At 33.0% G+C, this 13,840-nt stretch carries 16 protein-coding genes and 3 tRNA genes; 3 read left to right on the forward strand and 16 right to left on the reverse strand.

The window, feature by feature from the left end:
- Positions 1-44: 44 nt before the first annotated feature.
- Genes BLW20_RS00085 through BLW20_RS00095 form a run of 3 tightly spaced genes read left to right on the forward strand, consistent with a single transcriptional unit; the run spans position 45 to position 5,045 of the window.
- On the forward strand, positions 45-1,934 hold the full coding sequence (locus BLW20_RS00085; RefSeq protein WP_317039266.1) for a polysaccharide biosynthesis protein: 1,890 nt from the start codon (positions 45-47) through the stop codon (positions 1,932-1,934).
- A gap of 7 nt (positions 1,935-1,941) precedes the next feature.
- The gene (locus BLW20_RS00090; RefSeq protein ID WP_091095067.1) at positions 1,942-2,724 is read left to right on the forward strand and encodes a polysaccharide biosynthesis/export family protein; all 783 of its coding nucleotides are present in this window, start codon (positions 1,942-1,944) and stop codon (positions 2,722-2,724) included.
- Positions 2,725-2,726: 2 nt separating this feature from the next.
- Positions 2,727-5,045, forward strand: a complete 2,319-nt coding sequence (locus BLW20_RS00095; RefSeq protein WP_091095069.1) for a GumC family protein — start codon at positions 2,727-2,729, stop codon at positions 5,043-5,045.
- 233 nt (positions 5,046-5,278) lie between these two features.
- Here the strand turns inward: BLW20_RS00095 and BLW20_RS00100 are convergent.
- The 16 genes from BLW20_RS00100 to BLW20_RS00175 all read right to left on the reverse strand — a co-directional run bounded on the left by BLW20_RS00100 (position 5,279) and on the right by BLW20_RS00175 (position 13,834).
- Positions 5,279-5,352, reverse strand: a tRNA-Thr gene (locus BLW20_RS00100).
- 35 nt (positions 5,353-5,387) lie between these two features.
- Positions 5,388-5,461 (reverse strand) — tRNA-Thr (locus BLW20_RS00105).
- 35 nt (positions 5,462-5,496) lie between these two features.
- Positions 5,497-5,570: transfer RNA gene (locus BLW20_RS00110), tRNA-Thr, on the reverse strand.
- Between the two features lie 81 nt (positions 5,571-5,651).
- The gene (locus BLW20_RS00115; RefSeq protein ID WP_091095071.1) at positions 5,652-5,918 is read right to left on the reverse strand and encodes a hypothetical protein; all 267 of its coding nucleotides are present in this window, start codon (positions 5,916-5,918) and stop codon (positions 5,652-5,654) included.
- Positions 5,919-5,923: 5 nt separating this feature from the next.
- Entirely contained in the window at positions 5,924-6,937 is a 1,014-nt protein-coding gene (locus BLW20_RS00120; RefSeq protein WP_245725251.1) for a type I phosphomannose isomerase catalytic subunit, read from the reverse strand.
- Positions 6,938-7,005: 68 nt separating this feature from the next.
- The gene (locus BLW20_RS00125; protein ID WP_091095073.1) at positions 7,006-7,416 is read right to left on the reverse strand and encodes a 6-pyruvoyl trahydropterin synthase family protein; all 411 of its coding nucleotides are present in this window, start codon (positions 7,414-7,416) and stop codon (positions 7,006-7,008) included.
- Positions 7,417-7,419: 3 nt separating this feature from the next.
- Positions 7,420-7,950, reverse strand: coding sequence for an isopentenyl-diphosphate Delta-isomerase (gene idi, locus BLW20_RS00130; RefSeq protein WP_091095074.1), 531 nt, complete (start codon positions 7,948-7,950; stop codon positions 7,420-7,422).
- Between the two features lie 92 nt (positions 7,951-8,042).
- Positions 8,043-9,353: a T9SS type A sorting domain-containing protein gene (locus BLW20_RS00135; RefSeq protein WP_177165002.1), complete on the reverse strand. Its 1,311-nt coding sequence runs from the start codon at positions 9,351-9,353 to the stop codon at positions 8,043-8,045.
- Between the two features lie 73 nt (positions 9,354-9,426).
- A complete protein-coding gene (locus BLW20_RS00140; protein ID WP_091095078.1) occupies positions 9,427-9,744 on the reverse strand; it encodes a DciA family protein in 318 nt (105 codons plus the stop codon).
- Positions 9,734-10,159, reverse strand: a complete 426-nt coding sequence (locus tag BLW20_RS00145) for a hypothetical protein (protein WP_091095080.1) — start codon at positions 10,157-10,159, stop codon at positions 9,734-9,736. The genes BLW20_RS00140 and BLW20_RS00145 overlap by 11 nt, the downstream gene beginning before the upstream one ends.
- Positions 10,159-11,112 (reverse strand): signal recognition particle-docking protein FtsY, encoded by a 954-nt coding sequence (ftsY, locus tag BLW20_RS00150; RefSeq protein ID WP_091095082.1) that lies wholly within the window; start codon positions 11,110-11,112, stop codon positions 10,159-10,161. The genes BLW20_RS00145 and ftsY overlap by 1 nt, the downstream gene beginning before the upstream one ends.
- Positions 11,113-11,242: 130 nt before the next feature.
- Positions 11,243-11,395 (reverse strand): DUF4295 domain-containing protein, encoded by a 153-nt coding sequence (locus BLW20_RS00155; RefSeq protein ID WP_091095084.1) that lies wholly within the window; start codon positions 11,393-11,395, stop codon positions 11,243-11,245.
- A gap of 10 nt (positions 11,396-11,405) precedes the next feature.
- The gene (rpmG, locus tag BLW20_RS00160) at positions 11,406-11,594 is read right to left on the reverse strand and encodes a 50S ribosomal protein L33 (protein WP_091095086.1); all 189 of its coding nucleotides are present in this window, start codon (positions 11,592-11,594) and stop codon (positions 11,406-11,408) included.
- 28 nt (positions 11,595-11,622) lie between these two features.
- Positions 11,623-11,859, reverse strand: a complete 237-nt coding sequence (gene rpmB, locus BLW20_RS00165; protein WP_091095089.1) for a 50S ribosomal protein L28 — start codon at positions 11,857-11,859, stop codon at positions 11,623-11,625.
- Between the two features lie 101 nt (positions 11,860-11,960).
- Positions 11,961-13,223, reverse strand: a complete 1,263-nt coding sequence (locus BLW20_RS00170) for a CinA family nicotinamide mononucleotide deamidase-related protein (protein ID WP_091095091.1) — start codon at positions 13,221-13,223, stop codon at positions 11,961-11,963.
- Positions 13,223-13,834 carry a fumarylacetoacetate hydrolase family protein gene (locus tag BLW20_RS00175; RefSeq protein ID WP_091095093.1) on the reverse strand — a complete coding sequence of 204 codons (612 nt, stop codon included), beginning with the start codon at positions 13,832-13,834 and terminating at the stop codon, positions 13,223-13,225. Before BLW20_RS00175 ends, BLW20_RS00170 begins: the two co-directional genes overlap by 1 nt.
- Positions 13,835-13,840 lie beyond the last annotated feature (6 nt).

Genomic DNA, 13,840 nt, shown 5'->3' on the forward strand with positions numbered 1-13,840 from the left:
AACTTTAAGCTATGCTAAATAGTGTTGAAAAAAATATTTCGTATTTGAAAACGATCCAATACTTACCCCGATGGATTATTTTTTCTATTGATATATGTATTGTTATTTTTTCAGCTCTAATGGGGCATTTGATCCTTAAAGGAGTTGGGATAGAATTTGAGTCTCTTTTACCTGCTTCTCTTGTTTTTCTGCTTTTCATAGCTGTTCATGCTTTTTTCTTTTTATATTTTAAAACTTTTACAGGTATTGTTAGACATACCACTGTAAATGATGCGGCAAAATTGTTTTTTGTTGAGCTTTTATCTTTTATTGTACTATATATTACAAATGTTACCGTTGGTTTAATTTATAACAAGCGCCTGTTTTTAAACACCCAATTGTTACTAAGTATAGCCATTGTCTTTTGTATTTTAGTATTCTTCAGATTAATTGTCAAAATTAGTTTTGATTTTTTTTCAACTTATTCAAGTGGCAAGAATCAGTTAATTAAAGCTGTCATTTATGGAAATGATGAACGAGCGATTGCCATAGCCAATGCAATCAATACAGAAATACCCAGAAAGTATAAATTACAAGGGTTTATAAATCCATCTACAAAAAGCTTCAATAACCGTATTTTAGATGTACCAGTAATTGGTAAAACCCGCAAAATACCGGTTTTAGTTAGGGGCTTGGGAGCAAGCACTTTAATTATAGCAGAAGAAAATCTTTCAAAAGACGAAAAAATAGAAATTATTGAAGATTGTTTACAATACAATATAAAAGTATATAATTTACCTCGTTTAACCGATTTAAGCAATCAGAAAAAAGTTGCATCTAATATCCGAAAAATAAAAATTGAAGATTTATTAGAACGTAAACCCATAGAAATTAATAACTGTCAAATTTCAGGTCAGTTAAAAGACAAAGTAATACTGGTTTCTGGGGCAGCAGGTTCTATCGGAAGTGAAATTGTTTGGCAAGTAGCCGCCTTTAATCCTAAAAAACTAATTCTGTTAGATCAGGCAGAAACGCCATTGCACCAAATTTCTTTAGAAATTACTAAATGTAACACATCAGCAGAAATAATCTGCATAATTGCCGATGTAAGAAATTACGATTCGCTAGATAAGGTTTTTAATGATTATCAACCTGATATTGTATATCATGCCGCAGCATACAAACACGTTCCGTTAATGGAGATGAATCCGCAACAAGCTATTTTTACCAATGTTTTAGGTAGTAAGTATATGGCAGATTTGTCTCTAAAACACAAAGTAGAACGTTTTGTAATGGTATCAACAGACAAAGCAGTAAATCCAAGTAACGTAATGGGAGCAAGCAAACGTATTGCTGAAAAATACGTACAATCATTAGCGAAAAAATTAAAAAAAGAAAATACTACTACTACAAAATATATTACTACGCGTTTTGGTAATGTTTTGGGGTCAAACGGTTCGGTGGTTCCTTTATTTACCAAACAAATAGAAAATGGCGGACCTATAACAATTACACACCCAGATATCATTCGTTATTTTATGACCATACCAGAGGCCTGTCAATTGGTTTTAGAGGCAGGTTCTATGGGGAACGGCGGAGAAATTTATATTTTTGATATGGGAAAACCCGTAAAAATTATTGATCTTGCTAAGAAAATGATTAAATTAGCAGGTTTAGAGCCCGATAAAGATATTGAAATAAAAGTAGTAGGATTACGTCCGGGAGAGAAATTGTATGAAGAACTGTTAAACGACAGTGCTACTACATTACCTACGCACCATGAAAAAATCATGATTGCACAAGATATACATGAAGATTACGAATTTATATCTGAGCAAATAGAAGAATTGAAAAAACGTGCTACTGCTTATCTGGTAATAGATACTGTTGCAACTATGAAAAAAATTGTACCTGAATTTAAAAGTTTGAATTCAACTTTTGAAAAACTTGATTAATTATTATATGAGAAAAAAGATTATTATCCCTTTCATTCTATCAGCTAGCTTATTATGTTCTTGTGTTTCCCGGGAACAATTAGTATATTATCAAGATATAGATAACCAACAGCCTATTGCTCTTAATAAATTTGAAACTACCATAAAGCCTGACGATTTATTAATGATTATTGTTTCTGCTACTAATCCTGAGGCTGCAGAACCTTTTAATTTAACAACTAATTTATCTGTTGACCCCAGAAACCAATCTGGTACTGCACAAAGACAGCAACAATTGTATCTGGTTGATAAAAACGGAAATATCGATTTCCCTGTTATTGGTTCTATAAATATTGGCAACAAAACAAAACAAGAAGTTGTTGAAACTTTAAAAGGGAAAATCTCTCAATACATTACGAATCCAATTATCAATCTTAGAATAATGAATTTTAAGGTTTCGGTAAAAGGAGAAGTTAATCGCCCTGGGGTTCATACGATCTCTTCTGAACGGGTCTCTCTACCCGAAGTTTTAGCACTTTCAGGTGATTTAACAATTTACGGAAAAAGAGATAATATATTAATTACCCGGGAAGAAAACAATGAATTAAAAACGTACCGGGTTGACTTAACTAAACCTGATTTTGTAAATTCAGAATTTTACTATTTACGTCAAAACGATATGGTTTATGTAGAACCTAACAAAACACGAGTAAATTCATCGGCAGTGGGACCTAACGTTTCAATTTATATGACAGCAATATCGCTATTATTAACTACAACCGCTTTAATTCTTACTAATACCAAAAAATAACCATGATTGAAGAACAAGATAATACAATTAATTTAAAAGAAGAGTTATTTAAATATTTATCACATTGGAGATGGTTTGTATTAAGTGTTTTTTTAACTCTTATCTGTGCGGTATTATATTTAAAATTTACACCTAAAAGCTATAATATAGCCACTAAAATTTTGATTAAAGATGAAAAAAGCAATGATTTAGCGAATCAGTTAAGTGCTTTTTCAGAAATGAGCATCTTAGGTAACGGCAAAAATAATATTGAGAACGAAATTGAAATTTTAAAATCAAGAACATTAATTTACAACACGTTAGACTCATTAAATTTTAATATTCAATACATTGACAATTCACAAGTTGTTGCTAAGGATTTATATAAAAATACACCCGTTAAACTTGTTTGGAACGAACATAACGTTACAGAGGTAATAACTATTCAAATCAGCAATTTTGAAGAAAATTCGTTTAATGTATCTGTAAATGACCAAAAAATAGGCAAAAGTACCTTTGGAAAATCAATAAAATCAGAATTCGGAACTTTTGTCATTAATAGCTTAATGCCGATTGGTGAAATTAGTGAAATACAAATCAATGTGTTTCCAAAGATGCAGCAAGCAGAAGCGTACCAGAAAAACTTAAATGTTGCACCAAGTAGCAAGACATCAAGCGTAATCGATGTTTCAATAATAGATCAAACACCTGAAAAAGCTGCCGATTTCTTAAACACATTAATATTTAATTATAATTTAGCCGGTATTAAAGATAAAAGGTTTATATCTGAAAATACAGCTAATTTTATTTCAGACCGATTACTTTTAATAGCAGAAGAATTAGGTGATGTTGAATCGCAAGTTGAAGGATACAAAAAAACAAATACCTTATCCGATATAGAAACAGAAGTAAAATTGTATTTAGACAAATTATCTTCAGTAGAAAAATCTGCATTAGAAAACGAAACTAAAATTAACATTGTTAATGAAGTAATTAATCATATTGCAAAAACAAAATATGATGATTTGGTTCCTTCGGGATTATTAGCAAGCGATGTTTCATCAGAAGGTTTGATTCAGGAAATCAATCAGCTCATTCTTGAAAAACAGAGAATATCAGTTAGTGCTACTTCAGAAAACACAAATTACATTCAGTTAGAACAACAAATCCGTTCATTAAAATCAAATTTGGTTGCAAGTTTAAAAAGAAATCTAAGTTCGCTACAAATAATCAGAAATGATTATAAACGTCAGGAAAGCGAGATGCAATCTAAACTGTCACAAGTTCCAAAGCAAGAACGCGAGTTTAGAATTATTGACCGCCAACAAAAAGTAAAAGAGGCTTTGTATTTATTCCTGCTTCAAAAAAGAGAAGAGACAAACATTACATTAGCGGCAACAGATTTAAACGCAAAAGTAATTGATAAAGCTATTGCTACCGACAAACCCGTAGCTCCAAAAACAATGATCGTTTTATTAGCGGCTTTAATCTTAGGTGCATTAATACCATTTATTGTAATCTATATCCAGAATCTTTTAGATACAAAAATTAAAACCCGATTTGATATTACAGATAATTCAAATATTCCGTTTTTGGGTGATATACCAACATCTGAAACAAGTGACCAGTTAATGGAATTAAGTAGCAGATCAAGTGCTGCAGAAGCTATTAGAATTGTTAGAACAAATTTAGATTTTATTTTATCTGATAAAAACGAAGATGAATGTAAAGTTATCTTTTTAACTTCAACTATCTCAGGAGAAGGAAAAACTTTTGTTTCAGCAAATTTAGCGGCTACTTTTTCTTTATCTGAGAAAAAAGTATTGTTAATGGGATTAGATTTAAGAAATCCTAAAATATATGAGTATATAAAAGTAAATCCTTTAGGGGTATCTAATTATATCACTTCAAATGGAAAAAGTTTAAATGATTATATCATTCCAGTAGAGGGTTACAAAAATTTTGATGTTTTATCGTCTGGATCAATTCCTCCAAATCCGACTGAAATTTTAATGAATAAGAAAATAAAAGATATTTTTGATCAGTTAAAAACTCAATACGATTACATTATTGTCGATACAGCTCCGGTAAGTTTAGTAACCGATACTCTTTTGATTAGTAAATACGCTGATGCAACTATTTATGTAGTCAGAGCAAATAAAATTGACAAGGAAATGTTGCGAATTCCAAACGAGCTATACAGAGAAAACAAACTAAGCAAATTAACATTAGTATTAAATGATTCAGATGTTACAAAAGGTTATGGTTATGGCTACGGTTATGGCTATGGCTCTAAAATAGAAGATAAACCTTTCTGGAAAAGGATATTAGGGATCTATTAAAAAGCTTAAAAAAGCCCCAAAAATTGTTTAATTTTTGGGCTTTTTACTGAATGTCTTATAATAAATTTAATACCAATATAAAAAAACATTACGTATTATATTTGATCCACAATACCATTATATTTTTTAAGGGAAAGTAAGTTAGTTCTTTCTAAAAAAAATTAAGTCCCACAATTCATAATAAAACAAAAAACAGCTTAGAAAAATCTAAGCTGTTTTTTTTTAAATTACAGAGCCTCTAGAGGGACTCGAACCCACGACCTGCTGATTACAAATCAGCTGCTCTAGCCAGCTGAGCTACAGAGGCATAAAATGTATTTTCAATTTATTTTTAAGAACCGGAGCCTCTGGAGGGACTCGAACCCACGACCTGCTGATTACAAATCAGCTGCTCTAGCCAGCTGAGCTACAGAGGCATATACAATATTTTCAATTTATTTTTAAGAACCGGAGCCTCTGGAGGGACTCGAACCCACGACCTGCTGATTACAAATCAGCTGCTCTAGCCAGCTGAGCTACAGAGGCGACTCATTTACGGTTGCAAATATACTGCTGTTTTTTGATTTTGCAAGAGCTACCGTAACTTTTTTTATCAGTTTTTTTTAACTATAACGCATTAATTTTTTCAACTAATTGAGTAGCAGTTTCTTCTAAATCTGAATAAATTGCTTTGTAATGTGCTTTTTTGTTTTCAGCTTTTTTATCATTTACACGAGCAATTAACGAATCAAATTTTTCAATTGCTTCATCTATAATTGCTTCAGATTCATTTGTTGGTTTTCCTGATGTTGACATCTCCCAAATGTAAACTGCTTCTATAATATCTCCTAAAACAAAATTGATATCTTTTTTTAAATTTCTAATGTTTGCCATAATAATTATATTTTATTTATAAATACTTCTAATAATGTTGCTTCTCCTTTTAATTCAAATTGGCTTAATTGTGCCGGAACCAAGATGGTTTCTCCTTGTTTAATATCAAAAGATTCTTGATCTATAGACAATTTTGCGCTTCCTTCGGTACAAATGTACACCAAAAAACAATCGTTACTTTTTTGAACCTTATAAACTGTGGTTAAAGAAATAATCTTTGTGGTAAAAAAAGGACAGTCTACCAATTCTACGGATTGATCTTCTTGCTTTACATATTCTATTTTTGGATTTCTTTTTCCATAATGAATAGCTTCTAAAGCTAAATCAACATGAAGTTCCCGTGCCTTTCCCTGCTCATCTACCCGATCCCAATCATATACTCTATAAGTAATGTCTGATGTTTGTTGGATTTCTGCCAGTAAGACACCACCGCCAATAGCGTGAATTGTTCCGGTTTCTATGAAAAACACGTCGCCTTTTTTAACGTAATATTCTTGCAAAACGCTTGGCAGACTTTTATTTTCTAAATGTTCCAGATATTCTTCTGACGAACTGTCGTTCTTAAAACCCAAGATTATGCGTGCATTTTCATCTGCCTGCATAATGTACCACATCTCTGTTTTTCCGAAAGAATTGTGACGTTTTTTTGCTAATTCATCATTTGGATGTAACTGAATAGACAAATCGGTTTTTGCATCTAAAAACTTAAAAAGCAAAGGAAATTGTTTACCGTATTTTTGATATACTTTGGTTCCCAATATTTCGTTTGGATACAAATCAATCAATTCTGCCAATGATTTTCCTTGATAAACACCATCAGTAATGATATTAACATCGGTATCTATCATAGAAATTTCCCAACTTTCGCCAATGTTATTGCCCGGAAGTTTTTTTCCTATCGATTGTAATTTATTGCCACCCCAAATCCGCTCTTTAAAAATAGGCTGAAAATGAAGTGGATAACTCTTAAAACCGGTAGTGTTTAGTGGATTATTTATATGTTGTTTTGTTGAATTCAAATTAAATACGTTCGCGTAAAATTAAGTGTGCAATTTACAAATTTTATTAAATGATTTTTCTAAAATTATTATAAACCGCAATACTTTACGAAATTTCGCGGCGTTTCGTACAAAATGATTTCCAAATCTAATTTTAAAGGAAGTCGTTTGCGTATTTTATGCCAAATTACATAAGCTATGTGTTCTGCCGTGGGATTTAATTCTTGAAATTCCGGTACATCAAGATTCAAATTTTTATGATCGAACGGAAGTTCTACTTCTTCATAAATCATATCGCTTAAATCTTTAATATCAATCACATAACCTGTTTCCGGATTCACCGTTCCTGTTACTTCTACAATTAACTCATAATTGTGCCCGTGGAAATTTGGATTGTTACATTTACCAAAAATTTCCTGATTTTTTTCATCTGTCCAATCTTTACGATACAAACGGTGTGCGGCGTTAAAATGTGCTTTTCTGCAAACGGTAACTCTCATAGATTAAATTTTCTGTGCCTCGATAAAGTGATAAAACTTCTCAAAAATAATTTTAAACCAGGCGGTATAAATTTCAGGATGTTGCTGCATATCTTCTTTAATTTCTTCGATATCCATCCATTTCCAGTTTTCTACTTCTTCTGTATTAATTGCCGGCTGTTCATTAAAATATCCAATCATTACGTGATCTAACTCGTGTTCGGTTAAACCATTGTCAAACGGGGCTTTGTAAATAAATGAAAACAATTCTTTTAATTCTGCCGAAAAGCCCATTTCTTCACGTAATCGTCGTTTACCTGCCTGAATATTGGTCTCTCCTTTGCGCTGATGACTGCAACAAGTGTTGGTCCATAATAAAGGGGAATGATACTTGCCTGCAGCACGCTGTTGCAACATTATTTGATTTTTATTGTTTAAAATAAAAACCGAAAAGGCTCTGTGCAGCAACGCTTTTTTATGAGCTTCGATCTTTTCCATCAAACCAATAGGCTCATCGTTTTCATTCACTAAAATCACTTGTTCTTCGGCTGTCATATCGTACTAAAGTAAAATTCAAATTTACTACAATTAATACGAATAAAAAACACCCTTTGCAAAAAGGGCGTTTTAAACGAACTTAAATTTACTTATTTGACAACTATTTTATTTGTGGACACTTCTCCGTTATAAGTCGATACAATTAAATATACGCCGGTTGCATTAAATTTAGTATCAAAAACATAATGATCAATGTTATTGATTTCTTTTTTGCTAATGAGCTTGCCATCAACCGTGAATACGTGAATATTTAAATTAGTAGCTTTGCCAAAATTATAAGATACGCTGACTGTTTCATTGATGTTTGCCGGGTTTGGATAAGCATTTACACGAGATGTGTTTGCAGAAACAACCTCTGGTTTTATACTTTCTTTTGCTGTGGTTGTATATCCAATAGAAAACGTATCGAAACCATTGCCGTCTGCATCAAATAACACGTTTTCAAAAACCAAGTACGTTCCATCAACTTTACCCTGTACTTTTAAAACATGCTCGTTATTTACAAATTCGGTTGCCTGTGGATTGATTAACAATTCATACGTTCCGGTTGATTTTAACGCATTACCTAAATTTACTTTAATAGTGGTTAAATTTGATTTTGTATTTGTTTGTACCAACCAAGATGATTGTAAAATTTCATATCCGTTTGATTGTTCAAAAGCGTTGTTTTCGTTATTTGAACCAATAAACAAATACTCGTTATCATTAAAATCAGTGGTACGGATTTCTAATCGTTTGTCAACAGAATTTACTGTTTCAGTCTTATTCAATTTAAAATAATCGCTGCGGCCTAAACCGGTAATGGCGTTATTGTATTGAGGGTTTAAGTTGTTGTTCCAGATTTGTTTTCCGTTGACATCAAAATAATTCCCTGAATTTATTAACGAAATTCCATAATTCACCGATAAATAAGTTTGAATTTGCTGATGGTCTAATTCTGTGAAAGCATCGTTTACATAAATAACCTCGTACACATTTGTTAAATCGTTTGGCTGGTCAACAATGGTTACGTAATTTTTATCGCCGTTTGCATTAGGAAAATCGAAACCGTATTTTACAATAGCACCTGTACGTCTTTTCTCTTCCACTTTTTGCACATCTGTATAATTAATATTGTGCGTAGTCAAGGTATGTTGATAACAAGTGAATGTAAAATCCATCAAATCTTTTTCTACTTGGTCTTCTGATTTAAAAACCACATAAAAATTTGAGCTTCCTGCTCCGATTGATGTTGTTAACGATTGATTGGACTGATTGTCTGTCGTGGCTTTGCCAAATATTTGTTTGGTGTTTTCTGTATTACCCGGTTTTGCCCAAAAAGAGGCACGGTTTTCAAACTTTTGTGCAAAAACGCTTAACGATGCAAATAAAACTGTTGCTAAAAGTATTTTTCTTTTCATAATGTTTTGTATTTTAACCGAATATACAAATAAAAAACAAAACACGTAAAAAAAACTCATAAAATTTATGAGTTTACCTTAAGATTATTTTTTTTACAACTTCCTTTCCCAGATCTTCATTAATCATACAGATGATTTTATCAATTCCGTAGCTTAATTCTTCTCTTAAAACATCTGAAGAAAGCGATACAAAAAGCGTATCTCTACGCAGTTCTACCAAATTGGTGTAACTTGCTACACCGGGCCCCAATAGTTTTATCCAGGCTTCGCGAACGTTTAATTTATCAAACCCCTTTTCCAGATTGTACCCCTCGATCATTTTACCCAGTACGTTTTGCACCGAAGATCCTTCGTGTAATCTTTTATAAGGATTGAATTTTTTATTGTTCATTTATCTCAATGGGTGTAAATCGTTTATATGTATATTTTATATCGTTTGCGTTGATGATGACCAGCACATCAGCAGATAATTTCTCTACTTTTTCTGTCCATTTGGCATATTCGGTAGTGTATTTTAAATAAGTGGCATTAGCCGAATCAATTACTGAAAAATGTTCCTGAATACCGTTTGATTGTTTTTTTCCGTCTAATTGTGGAATTACTTTAGTGCGGATTCCTTTTAAATCTTTCAACTCAAAAAAATCGACATTGTTGTTTGACTGAAACTTCTTGGTATTGCCATCGACTGTCTTTACTTCACTGATTTCCCAATATCCGTTTAAATTTTTTAATTCTTCAGTAGAAATTGGTTTTGAACAGGAAACTACAATAACAGCGAATACGATGAAACTAATTACTTTTTTCATTATTTAAAGAATGAGTCTACGAATTCGTACTTATTAAAAACCTGTAAATCTTCGATTCCCTCGCCTACTCCGATGTATTTCACAGGAATTTGGAATTGGTCAGAGATACCGATAACTACACCACCTTTTGCCGTTCCGTCTAATTTGGTAACCGCTAATGATGAAACTTCGGTTGCTGCAGTAAATTGTTTGGCTTGTTCAAAAGCATTTTGTCCGGTAGATCCGTCTAAAACCAACATTACATCGTGCGGCGCATCACCAACAACTTTTTGCATCACGCGTTTAACTTTGGTCAACTCATTCATCAGGTTGATTTTGTTATGTAAACGTCCGGCAGTATCGATAATGACCACATCTGCATTTTGAGCCACAGCAGATTTTAACGTATCAAATGCCACAGATGCAGGATCTGATCCCATTTGTTGTTTTACGATGGGAACGCCCACGCGGTCTGCCCAAATCTGCAACTGATCAATTGCAGCAGCACGAAACGTATCTGCCGCACCTAAAACTACTTTGTGACCCGCTTTTTTAAACTGATACGCCAGCTTGCCAATAGTTGTTGTTTTACCAACACCGTTTACGCCAACCACCATAATTACATACGGTTTTTTATCTTTTGGAATTTCAAATTCGGTGGCTTCTCCAGATTGGGTTTCAGAAAGCAATCCTGAAATTTCTTCGCGAAGAATTTTATTTAATTCATCTGTTCCAAGGTATTTATCGCGGGCAACGCGTTCTTCGATACGGTCAATGATTTTTAGGGTGGTGTTTACTCCAACATCTGAAGTAATTAAGACATCCTCTAAATCATCTAAAACCTCATCATCTACTTTTGATTTTCCTGCAACGGCTTTTGACAATTTATCAAAAAAAGATGTTTTTGACTTTTCAAGCCCTTTATCAAGTGTTTCTTTTTTTTCAGATGAAAATAAACGCTTAAAAAAACTCATATTCTACAATTTTTTAAGTAACAAATATACTGATATTAATTAAATTATTCTTTGACAAATATCATATATAGTAAAAATAAAAAGATCACCTAAAATAGGTGATCTTTGAAAATTTCTTGTTGTTGAATGATTATTTTTGTTTTAAAAATTCATCAACTAATTCAGGAGCCATAACTGCTTCAACAAATGTGTAAGCTCCTGTTTTTGGAGATTTAACCATTTTAATAGCTTTGGTTAATTTTTTAGAACCTCCTTGTAATGTTGCTACGGTTTTCTTTGCCATGACTCAAAAATTATTTAATTTCTTTATGAACTGTTACTCTTTTTAAGATTGGATTGAATTTTTTGATTTCCATTCTATCCGGAGTATTTTTTTTGTTTTTTGTTGTAATGTAACGTGATGTACCTGGTAATCCAGTTGCTTTATGCTCAGTACATTCTAAAATTACCTGAATTCTGTTTCCTTTTGCTTTCTTTGCCATCTTGATAAAATTTTAATGGTGAACTGAATTACTTTAATAATCCGTTTGCTTTAGCTTCTTTTAAAACTGCTGCAATACCTTTTTTGTTAATTGTTTTTAATGCAGATGTAGATACTTTTAAAGTTACCCATCTGTCTTCTTCAGCGATGTAGAAACGCTTTTTTACTAAGTTAACAGAAAACTTTCTCTTAGTTTTGTTCATAGCGTGTGATACGTTGTTTCCAACCATCGCGCGCTTTCCTGTAATTTGACAAACTCTTGACATTATTTCTTACTTTTAAAATCAGGGTGCAAAGTAACAAATTAATTTTTATTTAAACAAATTATTCTTTTATATTTTGTTTTTCAGTTGACAGTCGTCAGGAATCAGATAGCCGATTTTTTCTGCTTTAAATATTGATACAGCAAAAACCATACTTTATGAACGGCTGCTTCAATCACTTTAGAACGGGGCTGACCAAAATTAAAGGTCACTGTTTCTGTTTTTTCAGGTGTGGCAATTCCGATACAAACCGTGCCTACTTCTTTCTCGGAATCGCCTTTTAATGGCCCGGCATTGCCCGTGGTTGAAACGGCAATATCTGTTTGAAACAACTTTTTCACCCCTACTGCCATTTCTTTTGCTACTTCTTCGCTTACCACGCTAAAGGTATCAATTATATGTTGCTGCACTCCCAACACCTGCACTTTTGATTCGGTGGCATACGTTACGGCACTTCCTTTAAAATAAGCCGACGAGCCTTCTAATGATGTGAGCTGCCGGGCAATACTTCCTCCGGTGCAACTTTCTGCCGTGGCAATGGTTAGCTGATGTACTTTCAATAATCGGGAAACTTCATCTAATAAAGAAGAGGCGTTAGATATTCCAATAAAAAAATCAGGGATCAGCTGCTCTAATTCTTCCATTTTATGATGAATTTGCTGCTTTATTTGTTCTTCATCTGTTCCGGTTTTACTCAATCTCAATCGAACCATTCCGAATTGCGGTAAATACGAAAGTTTTATATCAAGAGCAGACAAACTGTTTTCCCACTGTTCTATCTTTTCTGCCAAAAGGCTCTCTCCTATTCCTGCGGTTAAAACGGTGGTGTGAACAATGGCGTTTAATTGAAAGTGTTTTGTAATATAAGGTAGTAATTTTTCGGTTACCAGATACTTCATCTCGTAAGGTACACCGGGCAATGATACAAAAGTGGTCTGCTCTTTAACCATTAACATTCCGGGAGCTGTACCAACCTCATTAAACAAAATCTTACATTTTGAAGGAACATAAGCCTGCTGAATATTCATTTCTGAAATGGGACGTTTGTAAAATTGTTCCATCAACTGTTTTACGTGGAGGAAAACTTTTTTATGTAATACCAACTCATCATCAAAATACCTTGCAAAGGTCTTTTTGGTCACATCGTCTTTTGTGGGACCTAATCCGCCGGTGAGAATGACCAAATCTACCTGATTTTGATAGCGACTCATCGTTTCAAAAATGGCTGTTTCTGTATCTTTAACAGCTACCTTTTCAATAACAGAACAACCAACCTCTTCTAACATACTACCAATAAAAACACTGTTGGTATCAATTACTTGCCCAATCAACAATTCATCGCCAATGGTAACAATAGCCGCTTTCATTATAGCACTTTTACGCTTAACAATTTTTGATCTTCCAGAAAGCCTTCTAATTCATCTCCGGGATTTACTTTTGTAACACCTGCCGGAGTTCCTGTAAAAATGACGTCACCCGTTTTTAACGTAAAAAATTGTGATGCATAAGCAATAAGCTCGTCAATTTTCCATAACATATCCTGAGTATTACCGCTTTGAACAACCGTTCTGTTTTTTTCTAATTGAAATGATAGGTTTTGCAAATCATCAAACTGATCTTTATCAACAAAAGTTCCTAAAACAGTTGCGCCGTCAAAGCTTTTGGCTATTTCCCAAGGCAGTCCTTTTTGTTTTAATTTTACTTGTAAATCTCTGGCTGTAAAATCAATTCCCAGACCAATCTGACTGTAATATTTATGAGCAAATTTTGGTTGAATGTACTTCCCTACTTTATTGATTTTTACCACCACTTCCAATTCATGATGTACATCGTTTGAAAATTCGGGTATCACAAACGGAAAACCGTTGTTTAAAACCGATGTATCAGGTTTCATAAAAATGACCGGCTCTTCTGGTTTTTGGTTAGAAAGTTCATTGATATGGTCGATATAATTACGTCCTACGCAGATTATTTTCATACGTTT

This window comes from Paenimyroides marinum (genome assembly GCF_900108395.1).
GTDB classification, from domain to species: domain Bacteria; phylum Bacteroidota; class Bacteroidia; order Flavobacteriales; family Flavobacteriaceae; genus Flavobacterium; species Flavobacterium marinum.

Excerpts from the sequence above, each read along its gene's own strand:
- BLW20_RS00090 (WP_091095067.1), top strand. The coding sequence starts at position 1,942 with ATGAGAAAAAAGATTATTATCCCTTTCATTCTATCAGCTAGCTTATTA.
- BLW20_RS00095 (WP_091095069.1), top strand. The coding sequence starts at position 2,727 with ATGATTGAAGAACAAGATAATACAATTAATTTAAAAGAAGAGTTATTT.
- BLW20_RS00115 (WP_091095071.1), bottom strand. The coding sequence starts at position 5,918 with ATGGCAAACATTAGAAATTTAAAAAAAGATATCAATTTTGTTTTAGGA.
- BLW20_RS00125 (WP_091095073.1), bottom strand. The coding sequence starts at position 7,416 with ATGAGAGTTACCGTTTGCAGAAAAGCACATTTTAACGCCGCACACCGT.
- idi (WP_091095074.1), bottom strand. The coding sequence starts at position 7,950 with ATGACAGCCGAAGAACAAGTGATTTTAGTGAATGAAAACGATGAGCCT.
- BLW20_RS00135 (WP_177165002.1), bottom strand. The coding sequence starts at position 9,353 with ATGAAAAGAAAAATACTTTTAGCAACAGTTTTATTTGCATCGTTAAGC.
- BLW20_RS00140 (WP_091095078.1), bottom strand. The coding sequence starts at position 9,744 with ATGAACAATAAAAAATTCAATCCTTATAAAAGATTACACGAAGGATCT.
- BLW20_RS00145 (WP_091095080.1), bottom strand. The coding sequence starts at position 10,159 with ATGAAAAAAGTAATTAGTTTCATCGTATTCGCTGTTATTGTAGTTTCC.
- ftsY (WP_091095082.1), bottom strand. The coding sequence starts at position 11,112 with ATGAGTTTTTTTAAGCGTTTATTTTCATCTGAAAAAAAAGAAACACTT.
- BLW20_RS00155 (WP_091095084.1), bottom strand. The coding sequence starts at position 11,395 with ATGGCAAAGAAAACCGTAGCAACATTACAAGGAGGTTCTAAAAAATTA.
- rpmG (WP_091095086.1), bottom strand. The coding sequence starts at position 11,594 with ATGGCAAAGAAAGCAAAAGGAAACAGAATTCAGGTAATTTTAGAATGT.
- rpmB (WP_091095089.1), bottom strand. The coding sequence starts at position 11,859 with ATGTCAAGAGTTTGTCAAATTACAGGAAAGCGCGCGATGGTTGGAAAC.
- BLW20_RS00170 (WP_091095091.1), bottom strand. The coding sequence starts at position 13,223 with ATGAAAGCGGCTATTGTTACCATTGGCGATGAATTGTTGATTGGGCAA.
- BLW20_RS00175 (WP_091095093.1), bottom strand. The coding sequence starts at position 13,834 with ATGAAAATAATCTGCGTAGGACGTAATTATATCGACCATATCAATGAA.